Origin of the sequence: Streptomyces sp. NPDC126510, assembly GCF_040302345.1 — a bacterium.
Lineage (GTDB): Bacteria > Actinomycetota > Actinomycetes > Streptomycetales > Streptomycetaceae > Streptomyces.
Genome location: NZ_JBEORR010000011.1, coordinates 107,981 through 134,707 on the forward strand (window position 1 = coordinate 107,981; position 26,727 = coordinate 134,707).

Consider the following 26,727-nt stretch of genomic DNA (forward strand, 5'->3'; position numbering starts at 1 on the left):
GCGTACCGTTCTGGGCAGTGGGGAACGGCTGCCGGGCTGGTCCGGGCGGTCTGCCGTGCTCCGCCAGGGGACGGTGAGCAAGCACATGCGGGGGAGCCCATGAGTATGACCGACGCCGGTTCCGCGGTGATCACCCTGACCGAGTCCGAGCTGGACCCGTGGGTGACGCACGCGTCCACGCGGCACTGGCTGACCGGCCCCGGACTCCCCGTCGGCAGCGGCGTGCTGAGCTTCGCGGAGCTGAGCCGCGAGGGCCTGCGCACGGTCGCCGACTCGACCGGCGACCCGGACGACCGCCTCCCGGCCGAGCTGCGTGAGCAGCTGGTGATTGGCGGACTGCTGGGCCCTGTCGGACTGGAGAGGGAATCGGTCCTGCTGGACGGTGCGACGGGCGAGATCTCGACGACGTACGTCCTGCACGACCGCCCCGACCTGATGGACCGCCGCCCCCTGGCCCCCTCGCTGCGGACGCTGGTCCGCTTCGCTGAGGCCACGGACGAACTGGCCGGTCTGCGCGGCCAGTTCGCCTCCTACGCGGGCCGCTACGGCCCCAAGGCGGTGGCGGAGGCCTCGCAGCACCTGCTCGCGGTGTTCCGGGACGGCGCGGACGGCGAACCGGCCCCGTTCTGGAAGATGGCTGCTCTGATCCGCCCCCTGTCCCTGGTGGCGGGCCGCGGCGGGGCGTCCGGCCTCTCCCTGGATCTGCCGCACCGTCTCCTGGACCAGGAGTTCGGCCCCCGCAAGGTGGCGCGCTTCGAGGACGTCGACTTCCCCGCGACCCTCACGCACGAGCCGACCCGCCGCTTCCTGCGCGAGGTGGGCCTGCCGGAGGACGCCCACGTGTTCTCCCTGGACACGGACGTCCCCCTGGCGACCCTCGCCGAGTACTACGCCGACACCGGCACCCCGGCCGAACTCCCCGCCGGGGCCCACCGCCTGATCCGCCTCGGCCACCTGGTCGAGGACAACAGCCTGGTCGTCGACGGCGCGACGGGCGCCGTCCTGAACTGGAGCGAACCCGAGGCGACGCTGTACCCGCTCAACACGGACGTGTCGACCCTCGCCTTCACCCTCTGGCTCCTGCACCGCGAGCGCGCGATAGACGCCCAGTCGGCCCACGAGCTGACGACCGACACCTACGACCAGCTGGCCATGACGATGCTCCAGGTCCTGTCGACGGTGGACCCCACGGGCGTCACCGCTGGCACAACGGAACGCCACTACTGGACGGACGCGTTCCGGGACGAGGCCGGCGGGGTGCTCTGAGGACACGGCCTCGGGCCCTGCTCAGACCCGCTGCGGCTGTTCCCGCTCGGCGGCCCGGGCACCCGCCGGGTCGCTCACAGCGGTGGAGCGGCGGGCGAGGTCGGGCACGACGGTGGCCAGGCCCGCCAGCGCCATGACCGCACCCAGCCAGAGCGGGGCGCGCAGGCCCCAGTTGTCGATGAAGACGGCGCCCATGGAGGAGCCGATGATGACGCCGAGCGTGATGAACGATGTGTGCACGGTGTTGACCAGCGGCCCCGCATTGCCGGTGCGCTGAACGCGGGTCACCATCGCCGGGTTCATGGTGACGCCGACGAGTCCGACGCCCATCATGCAGATGACGGCCGGCACGGGCAGACCGGCGAGGAGCGCGAAGCCGGCGAGGAAGACAGCGTTCAGGACAAGGCCGACGGCGAGCACCGGCACGGTGTGACGGTCGGCGAGGCGCCCGACGACGGTGTTGCCGACGACGGTGGCGGCACCGTAGGCGATCAGCAGCCCGGGGACGGTGCCGGCGGAGAAGCCGGTGACGTCGGTGAGGATCGGGTTGAGGTAGCTGAAGGCCGAGAAGGTGGCGCCGATGATGAGCGTGCTGGTGGACAGCGCCAGCCACAGCCGCGGATTCCTGAAGACGCCGAGCTCCGCACGCAGTCCGCTGCCGCCCTCGGTGCGCTCGACGCGGGGTACGCCGAGGAGGGTGGCCAGGGCGGCGATCACCGTGATCAGGGTGATGACCCAGAACGCCGCACGCCAGCCGAATCGTTCCCCGACCAGGGTCGACAACGGCAGCCCGAGCAGGGTGCCGAGCATGAGGCCGTTCATCGCGACCGCGATGGCGCGGCCGCGGACCTCCGGGCGGGTGATGCGGGCGCACAGCGAGATTCCCACGCCGAAGAAGGCCTGGGAGGCGACGCCGCTGATGATCCGGGCGGTCATCATCGTGGCGTAGCCGTTCGCGGTGGCGGCGAGCACGTTGCCCGTCAGGAAGATCGCGAACAGCACCATCAGTGCCGTGCGTGCCGGGAGTTTCATGAGCGCCACGGTGAGGAACGGCCCGCCTGCCGCCATGGCCACCGCGAACGCGGTGATGAGGTATCCGATCTGCGGAATGGTCGCGTCCAGCCCATCGGCCATCTGGGGCATCAGCCCGGCGACCACGAACTCGCTGGTCACCAGGGCGAAGATGCCGAGCGCCAGGACGTATACGGCACGTGGCACGGTTTCGGTCTCCTTCGGGGAGTCGGGGATCCGGGCCAATCACGTGGACCGGTGTTATGTATCGATCAGTTCAAAACTTGGGCATGCGTAGGAGCGCCCGGGGGCGCGGTGAGAGGCAGGGGGCCGGTGGTCGGGGAAGGGGGAGGGAGGGGAGGGTTGATGGGGGTCAGGGGGTCAGGGCGTCCAGGGCGACCTCGGCGATCGACTCCATCGCGGCACGGTCTGCGCCGCCCTGGCCCGAGATGCGCATGCCGGCGATCGCCGCGTTGAGGAACCGGGCCAGCGCGCCGGTGTCCCGGGTGGAGGTGATACTGCCGTCCCGCCGGCCCTCCTCGACGACCGCCCGTAGGGCCGTCAGCCGGCGGGCCGTATCACGCTCCAGCATGCGCGCCGCGCCGGTGTCGCGTGCGGCCAGCTCGACCGTGGTGTTCACGGTCAGGCAACCGATACTGCGGCCCTCCGCCCGGTGTTCCGCGTCGCCGTCGATGACCATGGTGAAGAGCGTGCGGATGCGGTCGGCGCCGTTGAGCCGCGAATCCTCCAGGACGGCCAGCTGTGCGGTCGTCATGGTGTCGATGTAGCGGCTCAGCGCGCGCTCGAAGAGGTCGTGCTTGCTCTTGAACGTGTTGTAGACGCTGCTGCGCCCCAGTCCCGTGGCCTCGCACAGATCCTGTGTGGAAGTGGCCTCGTAGCCCTTCTTCCAGAACGTGTGCATCGCCGCGTCCAGGGCCCGCTCCTCGTCGAACATCCTCGGTCGGGCCATGACGGCACCCTAGCTGTTTTGGACTGGCCGATGCAATAAGGGTCGAGCGGGCCTGAATCCGTCCGCGTCAGACGGACTTGACGGCGTTGCGGCGGCGGACAGCGAGGACCAGGCCACCGCCGAGCACCGCGGCGGCAGCCGCTGCACCGGCGAGGAGCGGGGTGCCGTCGGAGCCGGTCGCGGCGAGGTTGCCGCCGGTGGCGCCGCCGGTCGTGGTGCCGGTGGAGCCGCCGGTCGTCGTGCCCTGCGAAGCCGTCGCGGACGCCGAGGGGGAGGCCGTGGCACCCGTGCCGCCGGCGGCCTGGCCCTCGGGGGCGTTGCCGTTCCCGCCGTTGCCCGCACCGCCGTCGGCGCCGTCCGAGGGACTCGGCTCGGGCTCGTAGTCGCTCGGCAGGTCGATGCCGATCGAGGCGACGTTGTTGGCGCGGTTCTTGTCGTACGCGGGGACGATGTCGTAGACGGACGACGCCTTGATCTCGCCCTCGGTGTCCTGCGCGGACTTCTTGATCTTCAAGGTGAAGGTGTACATCAGGGACTGGCCGACGTCGAGGGTCCCGTCCTGCGGCCAGCACACGTACTTCGGCTTGCCGGTGGTGCCCTGCGGTGCGCTCGGTCCGTCGATCCCGAACGGCGCGCAGTCCTTCGGCACCTTCACGGCGACCGTGCCCGGCGGGATCTGTACGAGCAGACCCGGAAGGTCGTCGCTCTCCTGGTTCTGCACCCAGCCCGGGCCGTCGTTGCGCAGGGTCGCCGTGACCGACTGCTCCCCGCCTGCCAGGGCCTCCATCTCCTCACCGACCGCGACCAGATCGGCGGAGTTGTCCGCGGTCAGGGTGAGCCGCCGGTAGCTGTCGCCGAACCCCTCGCCCGGGGCGTCGCCGCTCGCGCTCGTGCCGTACTCGACGGACTCCATCAGGGCGTTGTCCCGTGCCTTGAACCGCACGGGCGTGGTGACGGAGGCACCGGGCTCGATGACCGTGTCGAGTTCACAAACCGCCTGCCTGACCTGGTCCTTGACGGTCGAGTAGGTGCAGCCCTTCACCTGCTCGGGGAAGTCCAGCCCACGGGTCAGACGCACCCGGAAGGTGACCCCGTCCACGGCGGCCGTGCCCTGGTTGGTGAGGGTGACGGACTTGTCGTAGACCTCACCCGGCTTGGGAGTCGCGGACGGCAGGGCCGACACGACCAGCTCGGGCTCGCCCCCCTCCGCGTGCGCCAGGGGTGCGGCGACAGCGGGGCCGGCGACGGCGAGCACGACGGCGGCCAGGCCGGCTGCCGAGGGGCGAAGGTGCACGGTGTTTCTCCTCGTCGAAACAGGGGACGGACGGACCGGAGCATTGACTACCGGTCATGTCCTGGACACCTGAGAGGCACTCGGGGTTGTGCGGGACTCTCCGCGCGCCGTGCGGTGAACGTCACAACGACCCGAGGCGCCCGCCGGATTGCCCCGTTGCGCCCTGAACGCGCCCTTCTCCGCGCCGGAACTCCCGCACATGCTCGGGTCATGGGGGACACAGAAGCGTCGAGCATCATCCCGTTGCCCGACCCCGACGGACACCGGCAGCGGCCCCCTGACGCGCCGCGCCCGTGGGAGAACACCGACCGGGCACAGGCCGCGACGGAAGGCGCCACCGGCCCCGAGCCACCCGCCCCACACGAGTGCCCCCACTGCGGGCTGACCGGTGAGCGGCACATCACGTACTACGGCACACATGTCCTCCTCGAACCGGGCATGCCGGTGCCCGCGCACATGGTGCCCGCATGGCACCGCTGGTACGTGGACTCCAACGCCACGGCATGGAACAGCCGCGAGGACGAGCCCGCCCCCGGCGCGGTGTGCCGCGTCCCGCATCGCATCGCCTGCCCCGGTCTGAGCCCGGAGGAGGCGGGCATCTGGCGATGGCTGGACGCCGTACGCGAGGAGAACGCCCGCAGGGCACGGCGGAAGGCCGACGGGGACACCGACCCGGCGGCACTTCCGGACGCCGGCTGACGCCGCGAAGCATGTGATGGGGCACCAAGGCGGACAACCGAAAGGGCGGCACCTCGCGGGGTGCCGCCCTTCGCTCTGCCTTGTCAGACAGACAGAAGCCGCGGCGGGATTCGAACCCGCGTAACTCGCTTTGCAGGCGAGTCCCTGAACCACTCGGGCACACGGCCGTGTTCGTACTGTGTGCAATGACCGTAGGCCGGGGTGGGAGGGAGGCTCAAGGGCATCGCTCGGGATGCAACGTGACTGCCATACGCCGTTCATGAACGGCGGCCGGCCGAGAAGTGGGGCGTACGACCAACGTCCCAGAGGAGCCCCGACTGGCGACAGGGGTCAAAAGCCCGCGTGGGCCTTACGCTGGCGGGCATGCCTGACTCCGAGCCGCGTGCCACCGATGTCGTGGGTGCTGCCGTCCCGTCCTCCCTCGGCCACCGAGATGAGGGTGTGCTGGGGCCGGGATACCGGGCGTTGAGTGTCGGGATCGTCTCCGTCGTGCTGCTCATCGCCTTCGAGGCGACCGCTGTCGGGACGGCGATGCCTGTCGCGGCCCGGGAACTGGACGGGGTGTCCCTGTACGCCTTCGCGTTCTCCGGGTACTTCACGACCAGTCTGTTCGGGATGGTGCTCTCCGGTCAGTGGTCGGACCGGCGCGGCCCGCTGGGACCGTTGACGGCGGGCATCGCCTCCTTCGGTGCCGGACTGCTGCTGTCCGGGACCGCCGGGACCATGTGGGTGTTCATCCTGGGGCGGGCCGTACAGGGACTCGGCGGCGGGTTGGTGATCGTCGGGCTGTACGTCGTCGTCGGGCGGGCCTACCCGGAGCGGCTGCGGCCCGCCATCATGGCCGCGTTCGCCGCGAGCTGGGTACTGCCGTCGATCGTCGGCCCGCTCGCCGCCGGCACGGTGACCGAGCAACTGGGGTGGCGGTGGGTGTTCGTGGGGATACCCGTGCTCGTCGTCTTCCCGCTCGCGCTCGCGCTGCCGCAGATACGGCGCCGGGCGTCCGGCCCGGCTGAACGCACCGCCGCACGGCCCGCCGCGGCGGGGACTTCCGACGGGGCGGAGGCGCCGGCCTCCTTCGACCGCCGACGCATCCGGCTCGCCCTGGCCATCTCCCTGGGCGCCGGACTGCTCCAGTACGCCGCCCAGGACCTGCGGCCGCTCTCGCTCCTGCCCGGTGCCGTGGGCGTGGCGCTGCTCGTGCCGGCCGTGCTAGGGCTGCTCCCGCGCGGCACCTACCGGGCCGTGCGCGGGCTGCCGTCGGTCGTGCTGTTGCGCGGAGTCGCCGCCGGATCCTTCATCGCCGCCGAGTCGTTCGTGCCGCTGATGCTGGTGACGCAGCGCGGACTCAGTCCGACGCTGGCCGGGTTCTCGCTCGCCGCGGGCGGCGGGACGTGGGCGCTGGGCTCATGGGTGCAGTCGCGCTCGCGGGTGGAGCCGTACCGGGAGCGGCTGACCACCGTCGGGATGCTGCTGGTGGCGGCGGCCATCGCCACGGCACCGAGCGTGCTGATCGATGCCGTGCCCGTCTGGACCGTCGCCGTCGCCTGGGCCTTCGGGTGCTTCGGGATGGGGCTGGTGATCTCCTCCACGAGCGTCCTCCTGCTCAAGCTCTCCGCCCCCGAGGAGGCCGGCACCAACTCCGCCGCTCTGCAGATCTCCGACGGCCTCTCCAACGTCGTCCTGCTGTCCGCCGGCGGCGCCGCCTTCGCCGCGCTCGGGGGCGGCGCGCTCTCCCACACGACCACCCTGGCCTCCGGCTCCCACCCGGCCGCCTTCACCGCGGTGTTCCTGCCGATGGCGGGGGTGGCGCTGGCCGGGGCCTGGGTGTCGACGCGGCTGCGGGAACGACGGCCGTAGAGGTGGCCGTAAAACGGTCGCCCTCTCCACCCCCCGGCCGTAGCCTCTGCGCATGTCCCACCTCGTGCTGCCCCTCGACCCCGCCCTGCGGACGGACCTGGACGACCTCGCGGACGCGCAGGGCCTCGCGCCCGAAGAGATGGCCCTGCTGGCCGTTCGCGAACACCTGCGCCAGGAGGGCGGACGCGTGCGGGCCGTCGGGGAGGGGCTCGCGCGGCAGCACGCCGACCTGCTGAGGAGGCTCGGCGAATGACCCGGTACCTGACCGTCGACGAGGTCACCGGCATTGCCGAGATCGCCTTCGGCGGGCGGCCGCCCGAGGCGCGCGCTCCCGGACTGCTCGCCTCCGCCGTGCACCGCCCCCGCGCCCGCATGTTCGGTACGACCGCCTACGAGGATTTGTACGAGCAGGCGGCCGCCCTGCTCCACGCCCTCGCCGCCAACCACCCGTCGACGGGAACAAGCGCACCGCCTGGCTGGCCACCGCCACCTTCCTCGCCCTCAACGGCGTCGACCTGGCCGCGGTGGACCAGGACGTGGCCTACGCGCTGGTCGTCGACGTCGCCTCCGGGGCGGAAGCGGAGGTCGGGAGGATCGCGGGACGGCTGCGGCGGCTGTGACGTCGGTCCCACCCGAAGGTGACCCGGCCCGGTCCGCGCGTTGACCGGCCCGGGCCGCCGGTAGGGTGGCCCGGTTGTCATACGTAGCCGAGCCGTCAGGCTCCCTCGCACGAGCCGCCCGACCCCCAACGGAGACCGTGACTACCACCGCCGGCACCAGTTCCGCCTCGCACCACCTGTCCCCGGCGTTCCCCGGGCGCGCCCCCTGGGGTACCGCCAGCAAGCTGCGCGCCTGGCAGCAGGGCGCGATGGACAAGTACATCCAGGAGCAGCCGCGGGACTTCCTGGCGGTCGCCACCCCCGGCGCCGGCAAGACGACCTTCGCGCTGACGCTGGCCTCCTGGATGCTGCACCACCACGTGGTGCAGCAGGTGACCGTGGTCGCCCCGACCGAGCACCTGAAGAAGCAGTGGGCGGAGGCCGCGGCCCGCATCGGTATCAAACTCGACCCGGAGTACAGCGCCGGGCCGCTCGGCCGGGAGTACCACGGCGTCGCCGTGACGTACGCCGGCGTCGGTGTCCGGCCCATGCTCCACCGCAACCGCGTGGAGCAGCGCAAGACGCTCGTCATCCTCGACGAGATCCACCACGCCGGTGACAGCAAGTCCTGGGGCGAGGCCTGCCTCGAGGCCTTCGAGCCCGCGACGCGACGACTCGCCCTGACCGGTACGCCCTTCCGGTCCGACACCAACCCCATCCCCTTCGTGACGTACGCGGAGGGCGACGACGGGATCCGGCGCTCCGCAGCCGACTACACCTACGGCTACGGCAACGCCCTCGCGGACAACGTCGTGCGGCCCGTCATCTTCCTCTCCTACAGCGGCAACATGCGCTGGCGCACCAAGGCCGGCGACGAGATCGCCGCCCGGCTGGGCGAGCCCATGACCAAGGACGCCATCAGCCAGGCCTGGCGGACCGCCCTCGACCCGCGCGGTGAGTGGATGCCGTCGGTGCTGCGCGCCGCGGACCAGCGGCTGACCGAGGTCAGGAAGGCCATCCCGGACGCGGGCGCGCTCGTCATCGCCTCCGACCAGGACTCGGCGCGCGCGTACGCCAAGCTCATCCGCGAGATCACCGGCACCGGTGCGACCCTCGTCCTGTCCGACGACTCCGGTGCCTCCGAGCGGATCGACGAGTTCAGCGCGAACAACGACCGGTGGATGGTCGCGGTGCGGATGGTGTCCGAGGGCGTCGACGTACCGCGGCTCGCGGTCGGGGTGTACGCCACCACCATCTCGACACCGCTGTTCTTCGCCCAGGCCGTCGGGCGTTTCGTACGGTCCCGGCGGCGCGGCGAGACCGCCTCCGTGTTCCTGCCGACCGTGCCCGACCTGCTCTCCTTCGCCAACGAGATGGAGCGCGAGCGCGACCACGTCCTCGACAAGCCCAAGAAGGAGGGCGAGGAGGACCCGTACGCCGAGTCCGAGAAGGAGATGGACGAGGCGAACCGGGAGCAGGACGAGGACACCGGCGAGCAGGAGCAGTTCTCCTTCGAGGCGCTGGAGTCCGAGGCCGTCTTCGACCGGGTCATGTACAACGGCGCCGAGTTCGGCATGCAGGCCCACCCGGGCAGCGAGGAGGAGCAGGACTACCTCGGCATCCCGGGCCTGCTGGAGCCCGACCAGGTGCAGCTGCTGCTCCAGAAGCGGCAGGCCAAACAGATCTCGCACAGCCGCAGGAAGCCGGACGCGGAGGCCGACCTGCTCGAGGTGCCCGCCGAGCGGCGGCCCGTGGTCTCCCACAAGGAGATGATGGAGCTGCGGCGCCAGCTCAACACGATGGTCGGCGCGTACGTCCACCAGAGCGGCAAGCCGCACGGGGTGATCCACACGGAGCTGCGGCGCGTGTGCGGGGGGCCTCCGGCGGCGGAGGCGACTGCGGGGCAGTTGCGGCAGCGGATCGCCAAGGTGCGGGAGTGGGCCACGCGCATGAAGTGACGTGCCGGGGGCTCCACAACCTGGGGGGCGTGCATACCGCCGCAAACGGAAGCAGTACGCCCCGGGTCGTGCCCGGATTCTGGACGGAGACTTCCGCTCAGCGAACCTGCTTCGCTACTGTCCGGCTACGCACACGCCCCGTGGCAGCGCCGCCGCGGAGCGCAGCCGTGAAGCGACGCGGCCCGGACAGGCCGGGCCGCCGACCGATCGGCGGCCTCTGAAGCGCGTCACCCACGGGACTCGGTGACGCATTCGCCGACCGGGGAGCCGCCGACCTCACCACTAAGGAGTGGGCGTCGTGACCGCGGAGACCTCCCAGACGCTCGACCGGGGACTGCGTGTCCTCAAGCTGCTCGCCGACACGGACCACGGGCTGACCGTGACCGAACTCTCCCTCCGGCTGGGCGTGAACCGGACCGTCGTGTACCGGTTGCTCGCCACGCTGGAACAGCACGCCCTCATACGCCGTGACCTCGGCGGACGTGCCCGGGTCGGGCTCGGCGTGCTGCGACTGGGACGCCAGGTCCATCCGCTGGTGCGGGAGGCCGCGATGCCGGCGCTGCGGTCACTGGCCGAGGACATCGGCGCGACCGCGCATCTGACCATGGTCGACGGGGCGGACGCGCTGGCCGTGGCCGTCGTGGAGCCGACCTGGACGGACTATCACGTCGCCTACCGCGCCGGGTTCCGGCATCCCCTGGACCGGGGCGCCGCCGGCAAGGCGATACTCGGGGCCCGGCAGCACCCGATGGCCGAACCCGGATACATGCTGACCCACGGGGAGCTGGAGGCCGGCGCCTGGGGTGCCGCTGCACCGCTGCTAGGCGTGACGGGCGTCGAGGGCAGCGTGGGCGTGGTGATGCTGGCGGAGGCGGTGCCGGAACGGGTGGGGCCGAGGGTCGTCGAAGCGGCCCGGGAGGTCGCGGAGGCACTGCGCTGACGGCTCGACCTGGGCTGAGGTCGTTCAGCGGCCGCCTGCGGCCTCCCCTCCCGGGCACCGGGCGCCCTGGTCCTGGTCGTATCCTCCTCCCGCGTTAGATTGATCCCGTGTTCTCTCGCCTCACGCGTCCCCAGGCCATCGCCGTCTGCGCCCTGCCCGTCGTGGCCCTGCTCGCGACGGCGGTGTTCGCGCCGCTGCCGTTCTCGGTGGCGCAGCCGGGGCTGACGGCGAACGTGCTCGGGGAGAACAAGGGCACGGAGGTGATCACCATCTCCGGTGCGCCGGTCCGGGACACCAAGGGTCAGCTGCGGATGACCACCATCGAGGCGACCTCCCCGGACACCCGGGTCTCGCTCCCCGACGTCGTCGACAGCTGGTTCCGTACCGACCAGGCGGTCATGCCGCGCGACTCCGTCTACCCGAGCGGCGGCAACGTCAAGGAGATCGAGCGGCACAACGAGAAGCAGATGAAGGACTCCCAGGACGCGGCGACGCAGGCCGCGCTCGGGTACCTCGGTCTCGACGACAAGGACGTCGAGGTCAGTCTGAAGCTCGCGGACGTGGGCGGTCCCAGTGCGGGACTGCTCTTCTCCCTCGGGATCATCGACAAGCTGGACGGCGACGGCACCGGCGGGGACCTCACCGGCGGGCGGGTCATTGCCGGTACGGGCACGATCGACGCGGCCGGCCGGGTCGGTGCGGTGGGGGGCGTCGCCCTCAAGACCCAGGCCGCGAAGCGGGACGGGGCGACGGTGTTCCTGGTCCCCAAGGCGGAGTGCGGGGACGCTCGCGCCGAGCTTCCGAAGGGGCTGCGGTTGATTCCGGTGACCACCCTGAAGAGCACGGTGAGTTCGCTGGTGGCTCTGGAGACCGGGAAGGGCTCCGTGCCCAGCTGCTAGTGGGCGGGGACCGGCCCCGGCCGGGTGGCGAGCTTCAGCCCGACCTCTATGAGGGCCCAGCCCAGACGCGTACGGAGTTCGGGACGGTGGGCCGGACGGGGTCCGGTCTCGGCACGCAGTTCGGCGGCGCGGGCGTGGTGCAGGGTGAGGTGGATGTCCGGGTGCATCGGTGATGGCCTTTCACAGCGTCGTCTGGCTGGGGAAGACGTGCGTGTGGACGCGTACCGTCTCGGCGTCCGCGGTGCCCTCGGGCACAGGGCGGTAGCTCTGTATCAGGTCGTGCATCTTGCCGACCAGCTCACGGGCGAGTTCGGGAGTGAGCCGCAGCGTGAAGTCGCTGAGGTCCGTGGCGCCGTCCCATTCCTCGCTCCACTCGCTCGTGTTGCCGAGCCAGGTCGAGATCTCCTGGGTGTGCACGTTGGCGATCTCGTACCGGAACAGGGCGACGGCTCCCCGCACGGCCGGATCCGGGTTCTGGATCAGGGTCTCGTCGATCTGGACGCCCCGGTCCACCGCTTTCCACCAGCGCTCCCGCCCCTTGCCGCGCTCCGGGTCGTCGGTGACGAAGCCGTGTGCGGCGAGTTGCCGTAGGTGGTAGCTGGTCGCGCCGCTGGACTCACCGAGTTTCTCGGCCAGTTGAGAGGCGGTGGCAGGGCCGCCACGCCGCAGTGCGACCAGCAGCCGCATCCGCAGAGGGTGAGCCAGGCCGCGCAGCGAGCGGGCGTCGAGCAGGCGGGGAGCTGGTTCGTCGGGCATGCATGCAAAGGTAGCGTTGCAAAGCCTTCTTTGCAACGGTCTCTTTGTAACTCACTCCTCGACGAACCCCTCCGCCACCATCCAGTCCAGCGCCACCTGGTGCGGATCCTCCCCGTCCACATCCACCTTCGCGTTCAGCGTCTGCGCCACGGAGTTGTTCAGCTTCGCCGTCACCGGGTTCAGGACCTCCGCGATCGCCGGCCACTCCTTCAGGGACCCGGCGTTGATCATCGGCGCGGCGTTGTAGTTGGGGAAGAACTTCCTGTCGTCGTCCATCACCACCAGGTTCATGGACTTGATCCGCCCATCGGTGGTGAACACCTCCCCGTACGTGCAGTTGCCCTTCGCGGTCTGCGTGTAGATGATCCCGGTGTCCATCTGGGTGATGTTCCGCGCCGGGACGTCCATGCCGTAGGCCTTCTGCATGCCCGGCAACCCGTCCGCCCGGTTCGCGAACTCCACCTCCACGCACAGCTTCACGGCCCCCGGGTCGGACTTCGCCAGCTTCGCCACGTCCGACATGGTCTTCGTGCCGTACCTCTTCGCGTTCGCCTGGTTCATCGCCAGGGCGTACGTGTTGTCGAGCTTCGACGGCGGCAGCCAGACCAGCCCGTTCTTCGCGTCCTCCTTCTTCACCGCCTCCCACTGCCCTTGCGGATCGGTGATCGGTTTGCCGTGACCGAGGTACGTGATCCAAGCCGTGCCCGTGTACTCGTACCCGGCGTCCGCGTCGCCCTTGCGGACCGCCTCGCGGCTGCCGATGGAGCCCTGGATGCCGGTGCGGTCGACCACGTCCGCGCCGGCCGCCTCGAAGGCGATGCCCATGATCGAGCCGAGGATCAGCTGCTCGGTGAACGACTTCGACGTCACCGTCAGATGCGCGCCCTTCAGCGGCTCACCCCGGCCGATCGAGCCCGGCTTCACATCGTCGGTCAGGGGAGAGCCGCTGGTCAGGCCGCAGCCGGCCGCTGCCAGCAGCAGACCCGCAGCGGCCAGGCACGTACGCCCTCTCATGGCTGCAACCCCCGCGGGCGCAGCAGCAGTTCGACGATCGAGGCCAGCCAGTCCACCAGCAGCGCCAGCACCACCGTGAGGACCGATCCCAGCACCAGCACCGGCATCCGCTGGTTGGTGATCCCGGTCGTGATCAGCACACCGAGGCCGCCGCCCCCGCCGAAGACCGCCAGGGTCGCCGTACCGACGTTCAGGACGAGGGCCGTGCGCACGCCCGCGAGGATCAGCGGGACCGCGAGCGGGAGTTCCACCTTCCGCAGCACCCCCGTGGGGGACATGCCGATGCCGCGGGCCGCCTCGAGCAGGGTCGGGTCGTTCGCCTTCAGGCCCGTGATCGTGTTGGAGAGCACCGGCAGGATGGCGTAGATGATCATGCCGATCAGGGCGGCCCCGCGGCCGATGCCCAGCCAGATCACCAGGAGGGCGAGCAGGCCGATCGCCGGGGTCGCCTGGCCCGTGTTGGCGAACGCCATCGCCACCGGGGTGGCCCTGCTCATCGCCCCGCGGGTGAGCAGGATGCCCAGCGGGATCGCGATGATCAGCACGAAGAACGTGGAGATCGCGGTCAGCTGGATGTGCTGCCACAGCGCCTTGGTGACCTGGCCGCCCGACAGGGCGTTGCGGGTGAGCGCGTCCAGGTCGGCCTGCTGGAACCAGAGCCAGGTGGCCAGCAGCACGGCGATCAGGGCGGTCGGCAGGAACGTCAGCTTCTGCCACGTCAGACGGGCCGGCGGACGCTCCGCCGGGGGCGTCTCCTCGACGGGCTCCGAGCTCTCCCCGGCCTCCGTGGCCGTCACCGCTCCCCTCCCGCGCCGCCCACGCCCGCCGGGCCCGCGGCCCCTTCCTGCTCGGCGTGCGTCTGCGAGGCCCGCAGTGACTCCAGTGCGTGCTGGTGCTCCATCGCGTCGAGCCGGTCGGCCTCCAGCATCTCGTGCACGGAGTTCATGAGGGTCTCCATGTCGACGACGCCCGTGTACTCGCCACGCCGTCCGGTCACCGCCACCCGCCCGGCGTTGTCGGTGAGTACCGCCTCCAGCGCGTCGCGCAGGGTCGCGTCCCGGGTGACCGTGTCGCTCACCAGGGTCCCGGCGCGGGCCAGCGAGCCCCGGGCCCGCATCAGATCGCCGCGCCGCAGCCACTTGTAGGGACGGCCGCGCCGGTCGAGCAGCAGGATCTCGTTGCTGCCGCTGGTCCGCAGCAGGTTGAAGATCTGCTGCAGCGGGTCGTCGACCGTGACCGTCGGGTACTCGGTGATCTCCACGTCCCGTACACGGGTCAGGTTCAGGCGCTTCAGCGCCGCACCGGCGCCGACGAACCCCGACACGAAGTCGTCCGCAGGGTTGGTCAGGATCGCCTCCGGGGTGTCGAACTGCGCGATGTGCGACCGCTCGCGCAGCACGGCGATCCGGTCGCCGATCTTGATCGCCTCGTCGAAGTCGTGGGTGACGAAGACGATCGTCTTGTGCAGCTCGTGCTGCAGGCGGATCAGCTCGTCCTGGAGGTGGTCGCGGGTGATCGGGTCCACCGCCCCGAACGGCTCGTCCATCAGCAGCACCGGGGGATCGGCGGCCAGCGCCCGGGCCACCCCCACGCGCTGCTGCTGGCCGCCGGAGAGCCGGCGCGGGTAGCGGCCGCGGAACTCCCCGGGGTCGAGGCCGACGAGGTCCAGGAGCTCCTCGGTCCGCTCCTTGATCCGTGCCTTCGGCCAGCCGAGCATCCTCGGCACGATCCCGATGTTCTGCGCCACCGTCATGTGCGGGAAGAGACCGGCGGACTGGATGGCGTAGCCGACCTTGCGGCGCAGCTTGACCGGGTCCATGTCGGTGACGTCCTCGCCGCCGATGCGGATGCGGCCGCCGGTCGGTTCGATCAGCCGGTTGATCATCTTGAGCGTGGTGGACTTCCCGCAGCCGGAGGGGCCGACGAAGACGACGACCTCGCCCGCCTTGATCTGCATGCTCACGTTGTCCACGGCCGGCTGCGCACTGCCGGGGTAGCGCTTGGTCAGGCTCTCCAGCTCGATGGAGGCGCCGTGGTCACCGGTCTCAGGCACGGATCCCCCTGGGAATGGTCAGCCGTCCGACCAGGACGTACGCGGCGTCGAACAGCAGCGCCAGGATGATGATGCCGAGCGTGCCCGCGAGGACCTGGTTGAGCGCGTTGGCGCTGCCCAGCGAGGCGAGACCGCGGAAGATGACGTTGCCGAGACCCGGGCCGGAGGCGTACGCCGCGATGGCCGCGATGCCCATCAGCATCTGGGTGGAGACGCGGATCCCGGTCAGGATGGGCGGCCAGGCCAGCGGCAGCTCGATCCGCAGCAGCCGGGCCGGTCGGGACATCCCGATGCCCGTGGCCGCGTCCACCAGCGCCGGATCGACCCCGCGCAGCCCGACGATCGCGTTGCGCACCACCGGCAGCAGCCCGTACAGCGTCAGCGCGATCACCGTGGGCGGCACTCCCAGGCCCACGAGGGGGATGAGCAGACCGATCAGGGCGAGCGCCGGCACGGTCAGGACCGTGGCGGTGGTCGTGGTCGCGAGGTTCCCGGCCCACTCGCTGCGGTAGGTGACCACGCCGATCAGCACCCCGAGCGCCGTCGCGACGACCATGCACTGGAAGACCACGCTCGCGTGCTGGTAGGCGTCCGTGAGCAGCTGCTGGTGCCGGTTGACCAGGTACTCCCAGAAGTTCACACGCGCTCACCCCTACACGTCAGGTCTCCTCCGCGGCCTGCTCCACGAGCGGGATGATCCGCAACGGAACGGGGTTCTCCATGACGATCGCCGTGGAAGCCCGGACGATGCCATCAAAACCGACGACCCGGTCGATCACACGCTGGAGATCGGCGTTGGAGCGGGCCACCAGACGGCACAGCATGTCCCCGGTGCCGGTGGTGGTGTGCAGCTCCAGCACCTCGGGCACGGTCGCCAAGTGCGCCCGCACATCCGCCCCTTGCCCCTGCCGGATCTGCAGCGTCGCGAACGCCGTGACGGGGTAGCCGAGCGCGGCCGGGTCCACCTGCGGACCGAATCCGCGGATGACTCCGTTCGACTGAAGCCGGTCCAGCCGGGCCTGCGCGGTGCCCCGGGCCACCCCCAGCCGCCGGGACATCTCCAGCACCCCGATCCGCGGCTCCCGGGCGAGCAGCAGAATGATCCGGCCGTCCAGATGATCGATCGCCACAGCGGCCTCCCGGCATGGTCATCCTGTACAGAAGGGCCGACGATACAACCGTATTGCTGAACAGATTGCCCAGCCAAAACGCAAACTATTGCGCACCTTGCCGGGCGGGGAGACCCTGCGGCTATGACGCAGACCACACACCACACTCCCGACACCGCCCGGCAGGCCGATCCCTTCCCGGTCAAGGGAATGGACGCGGTCGTCTTCGCCGTGGGCAACGCCAAGCAGGCGGCGCACTACTACTCCACCGCCTTCGGCATGAAGCTGGTCGCCTACTCCGGACCGGAGAACGGCAGCCGCGAGACCGCCGCGTACGTCCTGGAGAACGGCTCCGCCCGCTTCGTCCTCACCTCGGTCATCAAGCCCACCACCGACTGGGGCCACTTCCTCGCGAAGCACGTGGCCGAGCACGGCGACGGTGTGGTCGACCTCGCCATCGAGGTCCCGGACGCGCGCGCCGCCTACGCGTACGCCCTGGAGCACGGCGCCCGTTCCGTCGCCGAGCCCTACGAGCTGAAGGACGAGCACGGCACGGTCGTCCTGGCCGCCATCGCCACCTACGGCGAGACGCGGCACACCCTCGTCGAGCGCTCCGGCTACGACGGCCCGTACCTGCCCGGCTTCGTCGCGGCCAAGCCGATGGTCGAGCCGCCCGCGCAGCGCACCTTCCAGGCGATCGACCACTGCGTCGGCAACGTCGAGCTCGGCAGGATGAACGAGTGGGTCGGCTTCTACAACAAGGTGATGGGCTTCACGAACATGAAGGAGTTCGTGGGCGACGACATCGCCACCGAGTACAGCGCGCTGATGTCGAAGGTCGTCGCCGACGGCACGCTCAAGGTCAAGTTCCCGATCAACGAGCCGGCCATCGCCAAGAAGAAGTCCCAGATCGACGAGTACCTGGAGTTCTACGGCGGCGCGGGCGTGCAGCACATCGCGCTCAACACGGGCGACATCGTCCAGACGGTCCGCACGATGCGGGCGGCCGGCGTCGAGTTCCTCAATACGCCCGACTCCTACTACGACACGCTGGGGGAGTGGGTCGGCGAGACCCGCGTCCCCATCGACACCCTGCGCGAACTGAAGATCCTCGCCGACCGCGACGAGGACGGCTACCTGCTGCAGATCTTCACCAAGCCGGTCCAGGACCGTCCGACCGTCTTCTTCGAGATCATCGAGCGCCACGGCTCGATGGGCTTCGGCAAGGGCAACTTCAAGGCCCTGTTCGAGGCGATCGAGCGCGAGCAGGAGCGCCGCGGCAACCTGTAGCCGCCGGTGCTCCGGGTCATGCGGGCGGCACGGGTCGTGCGGGTGGCACGGGTCGTGCGGGTGTCACGGGGCACCCGCACGACCCGTCGGTACGACGACCCCACCCGGGCAGCCCAAGGGTGCCGCCGACGGGGTTCACACCGATGGCCCCGGGTGCGAACCTGTGATCATGAGCCGTATCGAAGCGCCCCGCTCCGAGGACACCGCAGCGACCGGCGACCTCCTGGACCTGCTGCTCGACGGGCTCCCCGCCGAAGCGGTCCTCACCGATCCCGATGTCACGGCCTCCTACGCCAACGACATGGCGAGCTTCTGCCCGGCCGGCAACCCGGCCGTGGTCGTGCTGCCCCGCACCACCGAGCAGGTCCAGCACGTGATGCGCACGGCCACCGCCCTGCGCGTCCCCGTCGTCCCGCAGGGCGCCCGCACCGGACTGTCCGGCGCCGCCAACGCCTCCGACGGCTGCGTCGTGCTCTCCCTGACGAAGATGGACCGGATCCTGGAGATCAACCCGGTCGACCGCATCGCCGTCGTCGAGCCCGGCGTCGTCAACGCCGCGTTGTCCAGGGCCGTCGGCGAACACGGCCTCTACTACCCGCCGGACCCCTCCAGCTGGGAGATGTGCACCATCGGCGGCAACATCGGCACCGCCTCCGGCGGCCTGTGCTGCGTCAAGTACGGGGTGACCGCCGAATACGTCCTCGGCCTCGACGTCGTCCTCGCCGACGGCCGCCTGATGTCCACCGGCCGCCGCACCGCCAAGGGCGTCGCCGGCTACGACCTGACCAGGCTGTTCGTCGGCTCCGAGGGCTCGCTCGGCATCGTCGTGCGAGCCGTCCTCGGGCTGCGCCCCAAGCCGCCCGAGCAGCTGGTGCTGGCCGCCGAGTTCGCCTCGGCCGCCGCGGCCTGCGACGCCGTGTGCCGGATCATGGAGGGCGGCCACGTGCCCTCACTCCTCGAACTCATGGACCGTACGACGGTCAAGGCCGTCAACGACATGGCGCAGATGGGCCTCCCCGAGAGCACCGAGGCCCTGTTGCTGGCCGCGTTCGACACCACCGCCCCGGCCGCCGACCTCGCCGCCGTCGGAGCCATCTGCGAAGCGGCCGGCGCGACCCAGGTCGTCCCCGCCGACGACGTGACCGAGTCCGAACTGCTGCTCCAGGCGCGGCGGTTGTCGCTCACCGCGCTGGAGGCGGTCAAGGGCGTGACGATGATCGACGACGTGTGCGTGCCCCGTTCCCGGCTCGCCGAGATGCTCGAAGGCGTCGACCGGATCGCCGAGAAGTACCAGCTCACCATCGGTGTCGTCGCCCACGCGGGCGACGGCAACACCCACCCGACGGTCTGCTTCGACCCGGCGGACCCCGACGAGTCCCGGCGCGCCCGCGAGTCCTTCGACGAGATCATGGCCCTCGGCCTGGAACTCGGCGGCACCATCACCGGCGAGCACGGCGTCGGCGTCCTGAAGAAGCAATGGCTGGCGCGCGAGATCGGCCCCGTGGGCATGGAGATGCAGCGGGCCGTCAAGCAGGCCTTCGACCCGCTGAACATCCTCAACCCGGGCAAGCTCTTCTGAAGTCCGGCCGCTCACTGGGCGAGAAGTTGGGCCAGCTCGTCGTCCAGCCCGAGCCGCTCACCCTCCGTCCCCGGCGGCACCACCCGCAGTGTGCGCTCAAGCCAGGCCGACACCGCCGCCGCCGGAGCCTCCAGCAGGGCGTCCCCGTCGGGTGAACTCAGCGCCATCAGTACGACGCTGCGGCCCTCGGCCTTCGTCGGCCACACCCGCACGTCCCCCTGCCCGCAGGGCCGGAACACGCCCTCCACCATCAGCTCCCGGGCGAACGTCCAGTACACCGGGTGCTCGGCGTCGGTGTGGAAGGTGACGTGAACGGCGTAGGGGTCGTCGGTGAGGTACCCGAGCCGGGCGGGCACCGGGATCCTGCGCTCGGGCGACAGGACGAGTTGCAGCTCCAGTTCCCGCTCCACCACGGTGCGCATGGCGGTCTTCCCTTCTCCTGACGGCTGCCCGTGAGGGCCGGTCAGCAGGAGAGAGCGGGTCGCGGCCGCGGCATTACGCGCCTTGCCGGAAGTTTTTTCGCAGAGGGATCCGCCGGAGGGGCGCGGTGCGTAGCACATCGGTGCTCGAAAGGGGCGGGTCCGGTGGGAGCGGCCGTGGGGCTTGCGCTCGTCTGATAGATGTGGAGGCCCCCATTTGGCACTCGAGCAGATACGGGACGACGGACATGAGCGCCCCAACCCCGGCCCCCGGTGACGACAGGCCCCGCGAAGGGTATTACCCGGACCCTTCCATTCCTGGATATGTCCGGTACTGGAACGGTGCCTCCTGGGTGCCGGGCACCAGCCGTCCGGCGCCCGGTGACGGCGAGTCGCTCGCGCCGCCGCCCGGAGCGGGTGCGGCGCAGCCCGGCTCGGTCGAGGAGACCGGCCCGCACTTCTTCGACGAGGACCCGGTCGAGGAGCCGGCCGAGTCGCCGTCCGCCGCCGACGCCCAGCACGGCAGCCGTCCCGAACCGGCCTCCGCCTGGGGCGCCGACCGTTCCCGGCAGTCCGGCTTCGGCGGCGACCAGGACCGCCGTGTGTCGTGGGGCGCGCCGCAGGGGGCGCAGGGCGTGTCCCCGCAGGGCGCGGGTGGTGGCGACCCGAGGCTGCCGCACGCCGGCCGGAGGTCCGGCGGGGAGCCCGCCCGCGCCGACGGCACGGCGGACGTGCCCCCGGCCGACCGGGAGGCACAGGCCGCGGCGGGCGGCAGCACGTTCGTGTTCCGCCGCCCGACGGGGCAGCCCGGGGGAGGGGCGGCCCCGGCCGATGCCCCCGACGACGGCACGATGACGTTCCGCGCGGTGCCCCCGCGCCCGGCCGGTGGCGGTTCGAACCCGGCCGGGGGACCGGACCGCGGCGCGGCCGACGCCGTCGGCCTCGGAGGCAGTTCCTCGGGCCCGGGTTTCGGACCGGCGGGTGCGGGCGGCCCCGGCGGCGGTTCGGCGGGGTCGGGGTTCGGTGCGCAGCGCAGGGGCGGCGGTTCCGGGTTCGGACCGGCCGGGTCCGGTGGCGAATCGGCGGCGTCCGGTTCCGAAGGGCAGGCCGGGGCACCCGGCGGTGGCTTCGGGCCGGCCGGCTCGGGCAGTGGCCCGTCGGGACCCGCGTTCGGCGCGCAGGCCGGGCCGACCGGGGCCGGGAGCGGCTCCGCGGGGCCCGGCTTCGGCGCCGGCAAGGCGGCCGCCGCCCGGGCCTCCGCCGCGCAGGCAGCGTCCGGGAGTGCCGCCGCCCAGGCCCCCGGGGCCGCCCCGACGGCACTGTCCGGGCCCCAGGCCGCCCCCACCGTCCCTCCGCAGTCCGGCGGGCCCGGCGGCGCCCAGCCCGCCGCCTCCGCAGCCCCCCTCAGCCCGGGACCCGGCGGCGGCCAGTCCTCCTGGGCGCAGCAGGTGCACCGGCTCGCCGGGTCCGGCGGCGGTGAGGAGCAGCCCGTCGCGCCCTGGAAGCCGCCGGTCGAGGACGTGTTCCAGGCGGCCGCCCGGCGCCAGGCGGAGGCCCGTCCCGCCGGACTCGGCAAGCGGCTCGTCGCCCGCCTGCTGGACACGGTCGTCCTCGCCGCCCTCACCGCCACGGCCGCCGTACCGCTCGGCACCAAGGCGGTCGACCACATCGAGGAGAAGATCGACGCGGCCAGGCTCTCCGGCGAGACCGTCACGGTCTGGCTGCTCGACGGCACCACCTCGGTGTACCTCGGCATCGTCCTGGCCGTCCTGCTGCTCGCCGGCGTCCTGTGCGAGGTGCTGCCCACCGCCAAGTGGGGCCGCACCCTCGGCAAGAAGCTGATGGGCCTCGACGTCCGGGACATCGAGGGGCACCAGTCCCCGGAGTTCGGCGCGGCCCTGCGCCGCTGGCTGGTCTACAGCGTGCCCGGGCTTCTCGTCGTCGGGATCGTCGGCATGGCCTGGTGCCTCTTCGACCGGCCCTGGCGCCAGTGCTGGCACGACAAGGCGGCGCACACGTTCGTCGCGGGCTGAGTTCCCTCGGACAGCCGTCCGCCGGATGCGGAGGCCGGGGGTTCGCGGTCGACTCGGCCCATGAGCAGTGAACCGCCCCCCGGCTCCGGCCAGGAGCCGCCGGAAGACGACCCGTTCAGGAAGCGCCCCCCGAACGAGCGGCCCGGCGACGGCACGCCCCACGGCAGCGAACCCCCGCCGTACGGGGGCGGCCCGGGCGGCGGTTTCGGAAGCGGCCCGCCCGGTGGTGGTCCCCCTGGTGGTGGCCCGCCCGGTGGTGGTCCCCCCGGCGGCGGCCCCTACGGCGGTGACCCGTACGGCGGCGGCCCCTACCCCGACGGTCCCCCCGCCGACATGCCCCCGCTCGCCGACAGCGTCCAGCGCACCCTCGCGCGCATCATCGACATGATCCTCGTGGGTGCCGTCGTCTGGCTGCTCACCTGGGGCTTCAACGTCGACGAGTACGACATGGACGGCGACCGCATCGAGCTCGGCAGGTCGTTCTGGCAGTCGGCGGTCGCCGCCGTGCTCTACATCGCCTACGACACCGTCCTGACCGTGAGGACCGGCCAGACCCTCGGCAAGAAGCTGCTGCGCATGCGCGTCGCCAACCTGGACGACGGAGCGACGCCCTCCGTGCAGATCGCGCTGATGCGCGCAGCGGTGCTGTGGATCCCGTTCGCCTTCTGCTGCTTCTGCTTCTGGACCGCGATCTCGGGCGGCTGGAGCTACTTCGACCGGCCCTACAAACAGGGCCTGCACGACAAGGCGGCCAAAACGGTCGTGGTCAGCACCGGATGAGGCGGCTGGGGAACAGAAGGAGGTGAAGAAATCAGCGGGCGGTCAGGAGGCCGCCCGTTCGCGCACCGGCTCCGGGGCCGGTGCCGGGACCGAGGCCCGCAGCGGCTCGGGGGGCGCGGGCTGTTCCACCGCGGCCGGGCGCTTCCCGGGCAGCGGCACCGTCAGGGCGACCAGCAACCCGAGGGCGAGCGCCGCGACGGCGATGATCGCGATCCCCGCGCCCGAACTCGTCTGGGACAGCAGCAGCATGGCGAGGGTCGAGAAGATCACGGTGCACGAACCGTAGGCGAGCTGTGCGGCAGTCGGACGGGGCATGGCCATCATGTCCTCGAATGTGGGGTCCACGGGGTGTCGGCCCGGCATCCCGCTGGCTTGAGGGCGTTCCGCCGAACGACATTCTCTCGGGCAGGGTGCCCGACCGGAACCGGCGGTAAGCGTGACCTAATCAACAAGGGCGGTGCACAGGGGGCGCACGGAGTCATGACGTCCACGTAGTGGACGTGCGCACGCGCCCGCACGGCCGGTCGCGAAGGCCGCGGGACAACCGTTTGGTTGTCCGTAAAACGAACCTCGACTCCGCATAATGCACTTGACCTGTCCAAGTCAAGGTCTGTCTTTTCTTCTAAACCTCTAGTCAAATGTCGTCACTTGACTACACGCGTTGATCACGCGCGCGCGGACTTCCACGACCGGGACCCCGCCTGCCGCGCGCACGAACGCGGGGGAGGATCTCAAGTGACCAGTAGAACCTGGACGTTCAGAGCGGCCGCCATAAGCGTGGCGCTCGCGGCGGCCACCGCCACCGCCTCGACGTACGCGGTGGCCGACGACGCCTCGGCCCCCCGGTCCACCACCGTGGACCGGCACGACCCGGCGGATCGTCACCATGACGAGCACGACCTCGAAGGCCCGCTGAGCAAGACGCAGGACGCTCAGCGCCAGGAGGCCCTGAAGCAGGTCATATCCGGCAAGAGCAAGGTCAAGAACCGCGAGGGTTCGAAGGTCGTACAGCTCAAGAGCAAGAAGGGCGACGCCAAGTACGTCGAGCTCGGCCGCGAGAAGACCGACAAGATCTTCACGATCCTGGTCGAGTTCGGGGACAAGGTCGACAGCCGCTACGGCGGCACCGCGGGCCCGCTGCACAACGCGATACCCAAGCCCGACCGCAAGAAGGACAACTCCACGGCGTGGCGCGCCGACTACGACCAGGAGTACTTCCAGGACCTGTACTTCGGTCACGGCAAGGGCGTCGACTCGGTCAAGACCTACTACGAGAAGCAGTCCTCGGGCCGCTACTCCGTCGACGGCGAGGTCTCCGACTGGGTCAAGGTCCCCTACAACGAGGCCCGTTACGGCAACAACGCCTGCGGTGACACCAACTGCCCGAGCGTGTGGAACGTCGTCAGCGACGGTCTGAACGCCTGGGTCGACCGGCAGAAGGCAGCCGGCCGCACCGACGCGCAGATCAAGGCGGACGTCGCCCGGTTCGACGAGTGGGACCGCTACGACTTCGACGGCGACGGCGACTTCAACGAGCCCGACGGCTACATCGACCACTTCCAGATCGTGCACGCCGGCGAGGACGAGTCCGCGGGCGGCGGCGCCCAGGGCACCGACGCGATCTGGGCCCACCGCTGGTACGCCTTCGGCACCGACGCCGGCGCCACCGGCCCCGCGAACAACAAGCTCGGCGGCGCCAAGATCGGCGACACCGGCATCTGGGTCGGCGACTACACCGTCCAGCCGGAGAACGGCGGACTCGGTGTCTACGCCCACGAGTACGGCCACGACCTCGGTCTGCCGGACCACTACGACACCTCCGGCGGCGAGAACTCCACCGGCTTCTGGACGCTGATGTCGTCCGGTTCCTGGCTCGGCACCGGCAAGAACGAGATTGGCGACCTGCCCGGCGACATGACCGCCTGGGACAAGATGCAGCTCGGCTGGCTGAACTACGACAAGGCCAAGGCCGGCGTCAACTCCTGGCACAAGCTGGGCGTGGCCGAGTACAACACCAAGCACAAGCAGGCTCTGGTCGTCGACCTCCCCAAGAAGGCGGTCACCACCGAGCTCGTCACCCCCGCCGAGGGCAAGACCCAGTGGTGGAGCGGCAGCGGCAACAACCTGAAGAACACGCTGACCCGTTCCGTCGACCTGACCGGCAAGACGTCAGCGTCGCTGACCCTCGACGGCTGGTACGAGATCGAGGCCAACTACGACTACCTCTACACCGAGGTCTCGACCGACGGCGGCGCCAACTGGACCGCCCTGGACGGCACGGTGGACGGCAAGCCGATCCCGCGTGACGGCAGCGACAAGCCGGTCCTGACCGGCACGGTCGACGGCTTCAAGAAGCTCGCCTTCCCGCTCGACGCCTATGCGGGCAAGAAGTTCGACCTGCGCTTCCGCTACCAGACCGACGGCGGCCTGGCGATGAAGGGCTTCGCGGCCGACCGGATCGCGGTGACCGCCGACGGCGCCCCCGTCTTCACCGACAACGCCGAGACCGCGGACGAGGCCTGGAAGGCCACCGGCTTCTCCCGCATCGGCGCGTCCTTCACCAAGGACTACGCGCAGTACTACATCGCCGAGAACCGGCAGTACGTCTCGTACGACAAGACGCTGAAGGTCGGCCCGTACAACTTCGGCTTCACGGCGCGCCCGGACTGGGTTGAGCACTACGCGTACCAGAACGGCCTGCTGATCTGGAAGTGGGACACCTCCCAGGCGGACAACAACACCAGCCAGCACAAGGGCACCGGCCTGGTCCTGCCGATCGACTCGCACCCGGGCCAGCTGAAGTGGGCCGACGGCACGCTGATGCGCAACCGCATCCAGTCCTACGACTCGCCGTTCAGCCTCTACCGCACCGACGGCATGACGCTGCACAAGGCGGACGTGGCGAAGTACATCCCGGGCTCGAAGGGCGTCTCGGTCTTCAACGACCGGAAGAACGACTTTTACGACGAGTCGAACCCGACCGCGGGTGTCAAGATCACTGACACCAACACGAAGATCAAGATCCTCAAGGAAGCCAAGGACGGCTCGACGATCGAGCTGGAGGTCGGCGCCGCGGGTAGGTAATCCGCATCCTTGCAGGTCAGAACATGATCGGCGGTGACCCACTGGCGGGTCACCGCCGATCCGTGTTTAGGTGCGTCCTGTGGCTCTCTTATTGACACCGACCGACACAGGGGGATGAGCGCATGGCCGCAGGAGGCTTCTGCAAGCTGCCGAACGGCACGGTGGTGGTGGCACTGAACCTGCCCAGCCCCGCCGCCGACGGCCCCGGCGCCGTCCGCGTCCTCGTCCACTCCGTGAACCGCGCCCGGGCCCTGACCAGGCTCCGGAATCTCGGTCTGCGGTCGGTCTACCTGCGCGGCAACGCCGCCCCGCCCACCCCCGACGAGATCACCGCGGTCCTGCACCACCCTGACGGCCTCATATGGCGCACGGCTCCCGACAACGGTGTCGCGTCGAGTCCCGAGCTGGTCCAGGAGCTGTGGCGTCCGATCAGGGCACTCCTGCGGCGCCCGGCGGCCCACACCTGATCCGCACGGGCCCGTAGAGGCGCGGGGCTACTGCACGACCGGCTTGCCCGACAGCTCCACACCGGCCTCGCGCAGCTCCTCAAGGGCCCGGTCCGTCGTCTCCTGGGCCACCCCGGCCGTCAGGTCCAGCAGGACGTGCGTACGGAAGCCCTCCCGGGCGGCGTCCAGGGCCGTGGCCCGTACGCAGTGGTCCGTGGCGATGCCGACCACGTCGACCTCGGTGACCTCGCGCGAGCGCAGCCAATCGGCCAGGGGCGTGCCGTTCTCGTCGGTGCCCTCGAAGCCGCTGTACGCCGCCGAGTACGCCCCCTTGTCGAACACCGCGTCGATCGAGCCGGAGGCGACCGCGGGGGCGAAGTTGGGGTGGAAGCCGACGCCCTCCGTGCCGGCGACGCAGTGCGCGGGCCAGGAGCGGGCGTAGTCCGGGTTCGTGGAGAAGTGACCGCCGGGGGCGATGTGGTGATCGCGGGTGGCCACGACGTGCTGGTAGCCGGACCCGGCCGCCTGCCCGATCAGTTCCGTGACGGCGGCGGCCACGTCGGCACCGCCGGACACCGCGAGGCTGCCCCCCTCACAGAAGTCGTTCTGCACATCGACGACGATCAAGGCGCGGCGCATGGTCGGTGTCCTTCGGCTATGAGGTCGGCAAG

26 protein-coding genes, 1 tRNA gene and 1 pseudogene are annotated in these 26,727 nt (G+C 70.9%); 14 read left to right on the forward strand and 14 right to left on the reverse strand.

What is annotated here, in order from left to right:
• Nucleotides 1–99: 99 nt before the first annotated feature.
• Entirely contained in the window at nt 100–1,266 is a 1,167-nt protein-coding gene (locus tag ABTX60_RS17615; RefSeq protein ID WP_352097930.1) for an SUKH-4 family immunity protein, read from the forward strand.
• Nucleotides 1,267–1,287: 21 nt separating this feature from the next.
• Here the strand turns inward: ABTX60_RS17615 and ABTX60_RS17620 are convergent, their stop codons facing one another.
• The 3 genes from ABTX60_RS17620 to ABTX60_RS17630 form a co-directional block, all read right to left on the reverse strand.
• Entirely contained in the window at nt 1,288–2,484 is a 1,197-nt protein-coding gene (locus ABTX60_RS17620) for an MFS transporter (RefSeq protein WP_352097931.1), read from the reverse strand.
• 166 nt (nt 2,485–2,650) lie between these two features.
• Nucleotides 2,651–3,247: a TetR/AcrR family transcriptional regulator gene (locus ABTX60_RS17625; protein WP_352097932.1), complete on the reverse strand. Its 597-nt coding sequence runs from the start codon at nt 3,245–3,247 to the stop codon at nt 2,651–2,653.
• Between the two features lie 67 nt (nt 3,248–3,314).
• On the reverse strand, nt 3,315–4,541 hold the full coding sequence (locus tag ABTX60_RS17630) for an LPXTG cell wall anchor domain-containing protein (RefSeq protein WP_352097933.1): 1,227 nt from the start codon (nt 4,539–4,541) through the stop codon (nt 3,315–3,317).
• Between the two features lie 210 nt (nt 4,542–4,751).
• On the opposite strand from ABTX60_RS17630, the gene ABTX60_RS17635 reads away from it, so the two are divergent.
• Nucleotides 4,752–5,240, forward strand: coding sequence for a DUF6083 domain-containing protein (locus ABTX60_RS17635; RefSeq protein WP_352097934.1), 489 nt, complete (start codon nt 4,752–4,754; stop codon nt 5,238–5,240).
• A 95-nt stretch (nt 5,241–5,335) separates the two neighbouring features.
• On the opposite strand, the gene ABTX60_RS17640 is transcribed toward ABTX60_RS17635, so the two are convergent.
• A tRNA-Cys gene (locus tag ABTX60_RS17640) sits at nt 5,336–5,407 on the reverse strand.
• A gap of 196 nt (nt 5,408–5,603) precedes the next feature.
• On the opposite strand from ABTX60_RS17640, the gene ABTX60_RS17645 reads away from it, so the two are divergent.
• From ABTX60_RS17645 to ABTX60_RS17670, 6 genes and pseudogenes are all read left to right on the forward strand, one after another.
• Nucleotides 5,604–7,097: an MFS transporter gene (locus ABTX60_RS17645; RefSeq protein ID WP_352097935.1), complete on the forward strand. Its 1,494-nt coding sequence runs from the start codon at nt 5,604–5,606 to the stop codon at nt 7,095–7,097.
• 52 nt (nt 7,098–7,149) lie between these two features.
• Nucleotides 7,150–7,350, forward strand: coding sequence for a hypothetical protein (locus ABTX60_RS17650; RefSeq protein ID WP_352097936.1), 201 nt, complete (start codon nt 7,150–7,152; stop codon nt 7,348–7,350).
• Nucleotides 7,347–7,717 (forward strand): annotated as a pseudogene (locus ABTX60_RS17655) (type II toxin-antitoxin system death-on-curing family toxin). The gene ABTX60_RS17650 and the pseudogene ABTX60_RS17655 overlap by 4 nt, the downstream one beginning before the upstream one ends.
• A 137-nt stretch (nt 7,718–7,854) precedes the next feature.
• Complete coding sequence (locus ABTX60_RS17660) at nt 7,855–9,654, forward strand: DEAD/DEAH box helicase (RefSeq protein ID WP_352097937.1); 1,800 nt, start codon at nt 7,855–7,857, stop codon at nt 9,652–9,654.
• 298 nt (nt 9,655–9,952) lie between these two features.
• Nucleotides 9,953–10,594 (forward strand): IclR family transcriptional regulator, encoded by a 642-nt coding sequence (locus tag ABTX60_RS17665; RefSeq protein WP_352097938.1) that lies wholly within the window; start codon nt 9,953–9,955, stop codon nt 10,592–10,594.
• A 107-nt stretch (nt 10,595–10,701) separates the two neighbouring features.
• Entirely contained in the window at nt 10,702–11,493 is a 792-nt protein-coding gene (locus ABTX60_RS17670) for a S16 family serine protease (protein ID WP_352097939.1), read from the forward strand.
• Here the strand turns inward: ABTX60_RS17670 and ABTX60_RS17675 are convergent.
• From ABTX60_RS17675 to ABTX60_RS17705, 7 genes are read right to left on the reverse strand one after another with little or no spacing between them, the layout of a single operon-like run.
• Nucleotides 11,490–11,660, reverse strand: coding sequence for a hypothetical protein (locus ABTX60_RS17675; RefSeq protein ID WP_352097940.1), 171 nt, complete (start codon nt 11,658–11,660; stop codon nt 11,490–11,492). The genes ABTX60_RS17670 and ABTX60_RS17675 overlap by 4 nt on opposite strands.
• A gap of 13 nt (nt 11,661–11,673) precedes the next feature.
• A complete protein-coding gene (locus ABTX60_RS17680; RefSeq protein ID WP_352097941.1) occupies nt 11,674–12,249 on the reverse strand; it encodes a helix-turn-helix domain-containing protein in 576 nt (191 codons plus the stop codon).
• Between the two features lie 51 nt (nt 12,250–12,300).
• Entirely contained in the window at nt 12,301–13,263 is a 963-nt protein-coding gene (locus ABTX60_RS17685; RefSeq protein WP_352097942.1) for a glycine betaine ABC transporter substrate-binding protein, read from the reverse strand.
• The gene (locus tag ABTX60_RS17690; protein WP_352097943.1) at nt 13,260–14,060 is read right to left on the reverse strand and encodes an ABC transporter permease; all 801 of its coding nucleotides are present in this window, start codon (nt 14,058–14,060) and stop codon (nt 13,260–13,262) included. Before ABTX60_RS17690 ends, ABTX60_RS17685 begins: the two co-directional genes overlap by 4 nt.
• Nucleotides 14,057–15,316: a betaine/proline/choline family ABC transporter ATP-binding protein gene (locus tag ABTX60_RS17695; protein ID WP_352097944.1), complete on the reverse strand. Its 1,260-nt coding sequence runs from the start codon at nt 15,314–15,316 to the stop codon at nt 14,057–14,059. The genes ABTX60_RS17690 and ABTX60_RS17695 overlap by 4 nt, the downstream gene beginning before the upstream one ends.
• Nucleotides 15,309–15,956, reverse strand: a complete 648-nt coding sequence (locus tag ABTX60_RS17700; protein ID WP_352097945.1) for an ABC transporter permease — start codon at nt 15,954–15,956, stop codon at nt 15,309–15,311. Before ABTX60_RS17700 ends, ABTX60_RS17695 begins: the two co-directional genes overlap by 8 nt.
• Before the next feature lie 19 nt (nt 15,957–15,975).
• Nucleotides 15,976–16,446: an Lrp/AsnC family transcriptional regulator gene (locus tag ABTX60_RS17705; protein WP_031140050.1), complete on the reverse strand. Its 471-nt coding sequence runs from the start codon at nt 16,444–16,446 to the stop codon at nt 15,976–15,978.
• A 123-nt stretch (nt 16,447–16,569) separates the two neighbouring features.
• Here ABTX60_RS17705 and hppD point away from each other — a divergent pair, with 123 nt between their 5' ends.
• Nucleotides 16,570–17,715: a 4-hydroxyphenylpyruvate dioxygenase gene (gene hppD, locus ABTX60_RS17710; RefSeq protein ID WP_352097946.1), complete on the forward strand. Its 1,146-nt coding sequence runs from the start codon at nt 16,570–16,572 to the stop codon at nt 17,713–17,715.
• Nucleotides 17,716–17,878: 163 nt separating this feature from the next.
• Entirely contained in the window at nt 17,879–19,294 is a 1,416-nt protein-coding gene (locus tag ABTX60_RS17715; RefSeq protein ID WP_352097947.1) for an FAD-binding oxidoreductase, read from the forward strand.
• An 11-nt stretch (nt 19,295–19,305) separates the two neighbouring features.
• Here ABTX60_RS17715 and ABTX60_RS17720 read toward each other — a convergent pair whose 3' ends face one another.
• Complete coding sequence (locus tag ABTX60_RS17720; protein ID WP_352097948.1) at nt 19,306–19,716, reverse strand: SsgA family sporulation/cell division regulator; 411 nt, start codon at nt 19,714–19,716, stop codon at nt 19,306–19,308.
• Between the two features lie 245 nt (nt 19,717–19,961).
• Here ABTX60_RS17720 and ABTX60_RS17725 point away from each other — a divergent pair, with 245 nt between their 5' ends.
• Both ABTX60_RS17725 and ABTX60_RS17730 read left to right on the forward strand, forming a co-directional pair.
• On the forward strand, nt 19,962–21,746 hold the full coding sequence (locus tag ABTX60_RS17725; RefSeq protein WP_352097949.1) for an RDD family protein: 1,785 nt from the start codon (nt 19,962–19,964) through the stop codon (nt 21,744–21,746).
• Nucleotides 21,747–21,806: 60 nt separating this feature from the next.
• The gene (locus ABTX60_RS17730) at nt 21,807–22,526 is read left to right on the forward strand and encodes an RDD family protein (protein WP_352097950.1); all 720 of its coding nucleotides are present in this window, start codon (nt 21,807–21,809) and stop codon (nt 22,524–22,526) included.
• A 42-nt stretch (nt 22,527–22,568) separates the two neighbouring features.
• On the opposite strand, the gene ABTX60_RS17735 is transcribed toward ABTX60_RS17730, so the two are convergent.
• Nucleotides 22,569–22,847: a hypothetical protein gene (locus ABTX60_RS17735; RefSeq protein ID WP_502992346.1), complete on the reverse strand. Its 279-nt coding sequence runs from the start codon at nt 22,845–22,847 to the stop codon at nt 22,569–22,571.
• A gap of 414 nt (nt 22,848–23,261) precedes the next feature.
• Between ABTX60_RS17735 and ABTX60_RS17740 the strand changes: the two genes are divergently transcribed.
• Both ABTX60_RS17740 and ABTX60_RS17745 read left to right on the forward strand, forming a co-directional pair.
• A complete protein-coding gene (locus ABTX60_RS17740) occupies nt 23,262–25,610 on the forward strand; it encodes an immune inhibitor A domain-containing protein (protein ID WP_352097952.1) in 2,349 nt (782 codons plus the stop codon).
• 122 nt (nt 25,611–25,732) lie between these two features.
• A complete protein-coding gene (locus tag ABTX60_RS17745) occupies nt 25,733–26,077 on the forward strand; it encodes a hypothetical protein (protein WP_352097953.1) in 345 nt (114 codons plus the stop codon).
• 27 nt (nt 26,078–26,104) lie between these two features.
• Here the strand turns inward: ABTX60_RS17745 and ABTX60_RS17750 are convergent, their stop codons facing one another.
• Nucleotides 26,105–26,695 (reverse strand): nicotinamidase, encoded by a 591-nt coding sequence (locus ABTX60_RS17750; RefSeq protein WP_352097954.1) that lies wholly within the window; start codon nt 26,693–26,695, stop codon nt 26,105–26,107.
• Nucleotides 26,696–26,727 lie beyond the last annotated feature (32 nt).

Excerpts from the sequence above, each read along its gene's own strand:
- hppD (WP_352097946.1), top strand. The coding sequence starts at position 16,570 with ATGACGCAGACCACACACCACACTCCCGACACCGCCCGGCAGGCCGAT.
- ABTX60_RS17625 (WP_352097932.1), bottom strand. The coding sequence starts at position 3,247 with ATGGCCCGACCGAGGATGTTCGACGAGGAGCGGGCCCTGGACGCGGCG.
- ABTX60_RS17675 (WP_352097940.1), bottom strand. The coding sequence starts at position 11,660 with ATGCACCCGGACATCCACCTCACCCTGCACCACGCCCGCGCCGCCGAA.
- ABTX60_RS17685 (WP_352097942.1), bottom strand. The coding sequence starts at position 13,263 with ATGAGAGGGCGTACGTGCCTGGCCGCTGCGGGTCTGCTGCTGGCAGCG.
- ABTX60_RS17645 (WP_352097935.1), top strand. The coding sequence starts at position 5,604 with ATGCCTGACTCCGAGCCGCGTGCCACCGATGTCGTGGGTGCTGCCGTC.
- ABTX60_RS17720 (WP_352097948.1), bottom strand. The coding sequence starts at position 19,716 with ATGCGCACCGTGGTGGAGCGGGAACTGGAGCTGCAACTCGTCCTGTCG.
- ABTX60_RS17680 (WP_352097941.1), bottom strand. The coding sequence starts at position 12,249 with ATGCCCGACGAACCAGCTCCCCGCCTGCTCGACGCCCGCTCGCTGCGC.
- ABTX60_RS17650 (WP_352097936.1), top strand. The coding sequence starts at position 7,150 with ATGTCCCACCTCGTGCTGCCCCTCGACCCCGCCCTGCGGACGGACCTG.
- ABTX60_RS17635 (WP_352097934.1), top strand. The coding sequence starts at position 4,752 with ATGGGGGACACAGAAGCGTCGAGCATCATCCCGTTGCCCGACCCCGAC.
- ABTX60_RS17725 (WP_352097949.1), top strand. The coding sequence starts at position 19,962 with ATGAGCGCCCCAACCCCGGCCCCCGGTGACGACAGGCCCCGCGAAGGG.
- ABTX60_RS17730 (WP_352097950.1), top strand. The coding sequence starts at position 21,807 with ATGAGCAGTGAACCGCCCCCCGGCTCCGGCCAGGAGCCGCCGGAAGAC.
- ABTX60_RS17615 (WP_352097930.1), top strand. The coding sequence starts at position 100 with ATGAGTATGACCGACGCCGGTTCCGCGGTGATCACCCTGACCGAGTCC.
- ABTX60_RS17750 (WP_352097954.1), bottom strand. The coding sequence starts at position 26,695 with ATGCGCCGCGCCTTGATCGTCGTCGATGTGCAGAACGACTTCTGTGAG.
- ABTX60_RS17745 (WP_352097953.1), top strand. The coding sequence starts at position 25,733 with ATGGCCGCAGGAGGCTTCTGCAAGCTGCCGAACGGCACGGTGGTGGTG.
- ABTX60_RS17735 (WP_502992346.1), bottom strand. The coding sequence starts at position 22,847 with ATGGCCATGCCCCGTCCGACTGCCGCACAGCTCGCCTACGGTTCGTGC.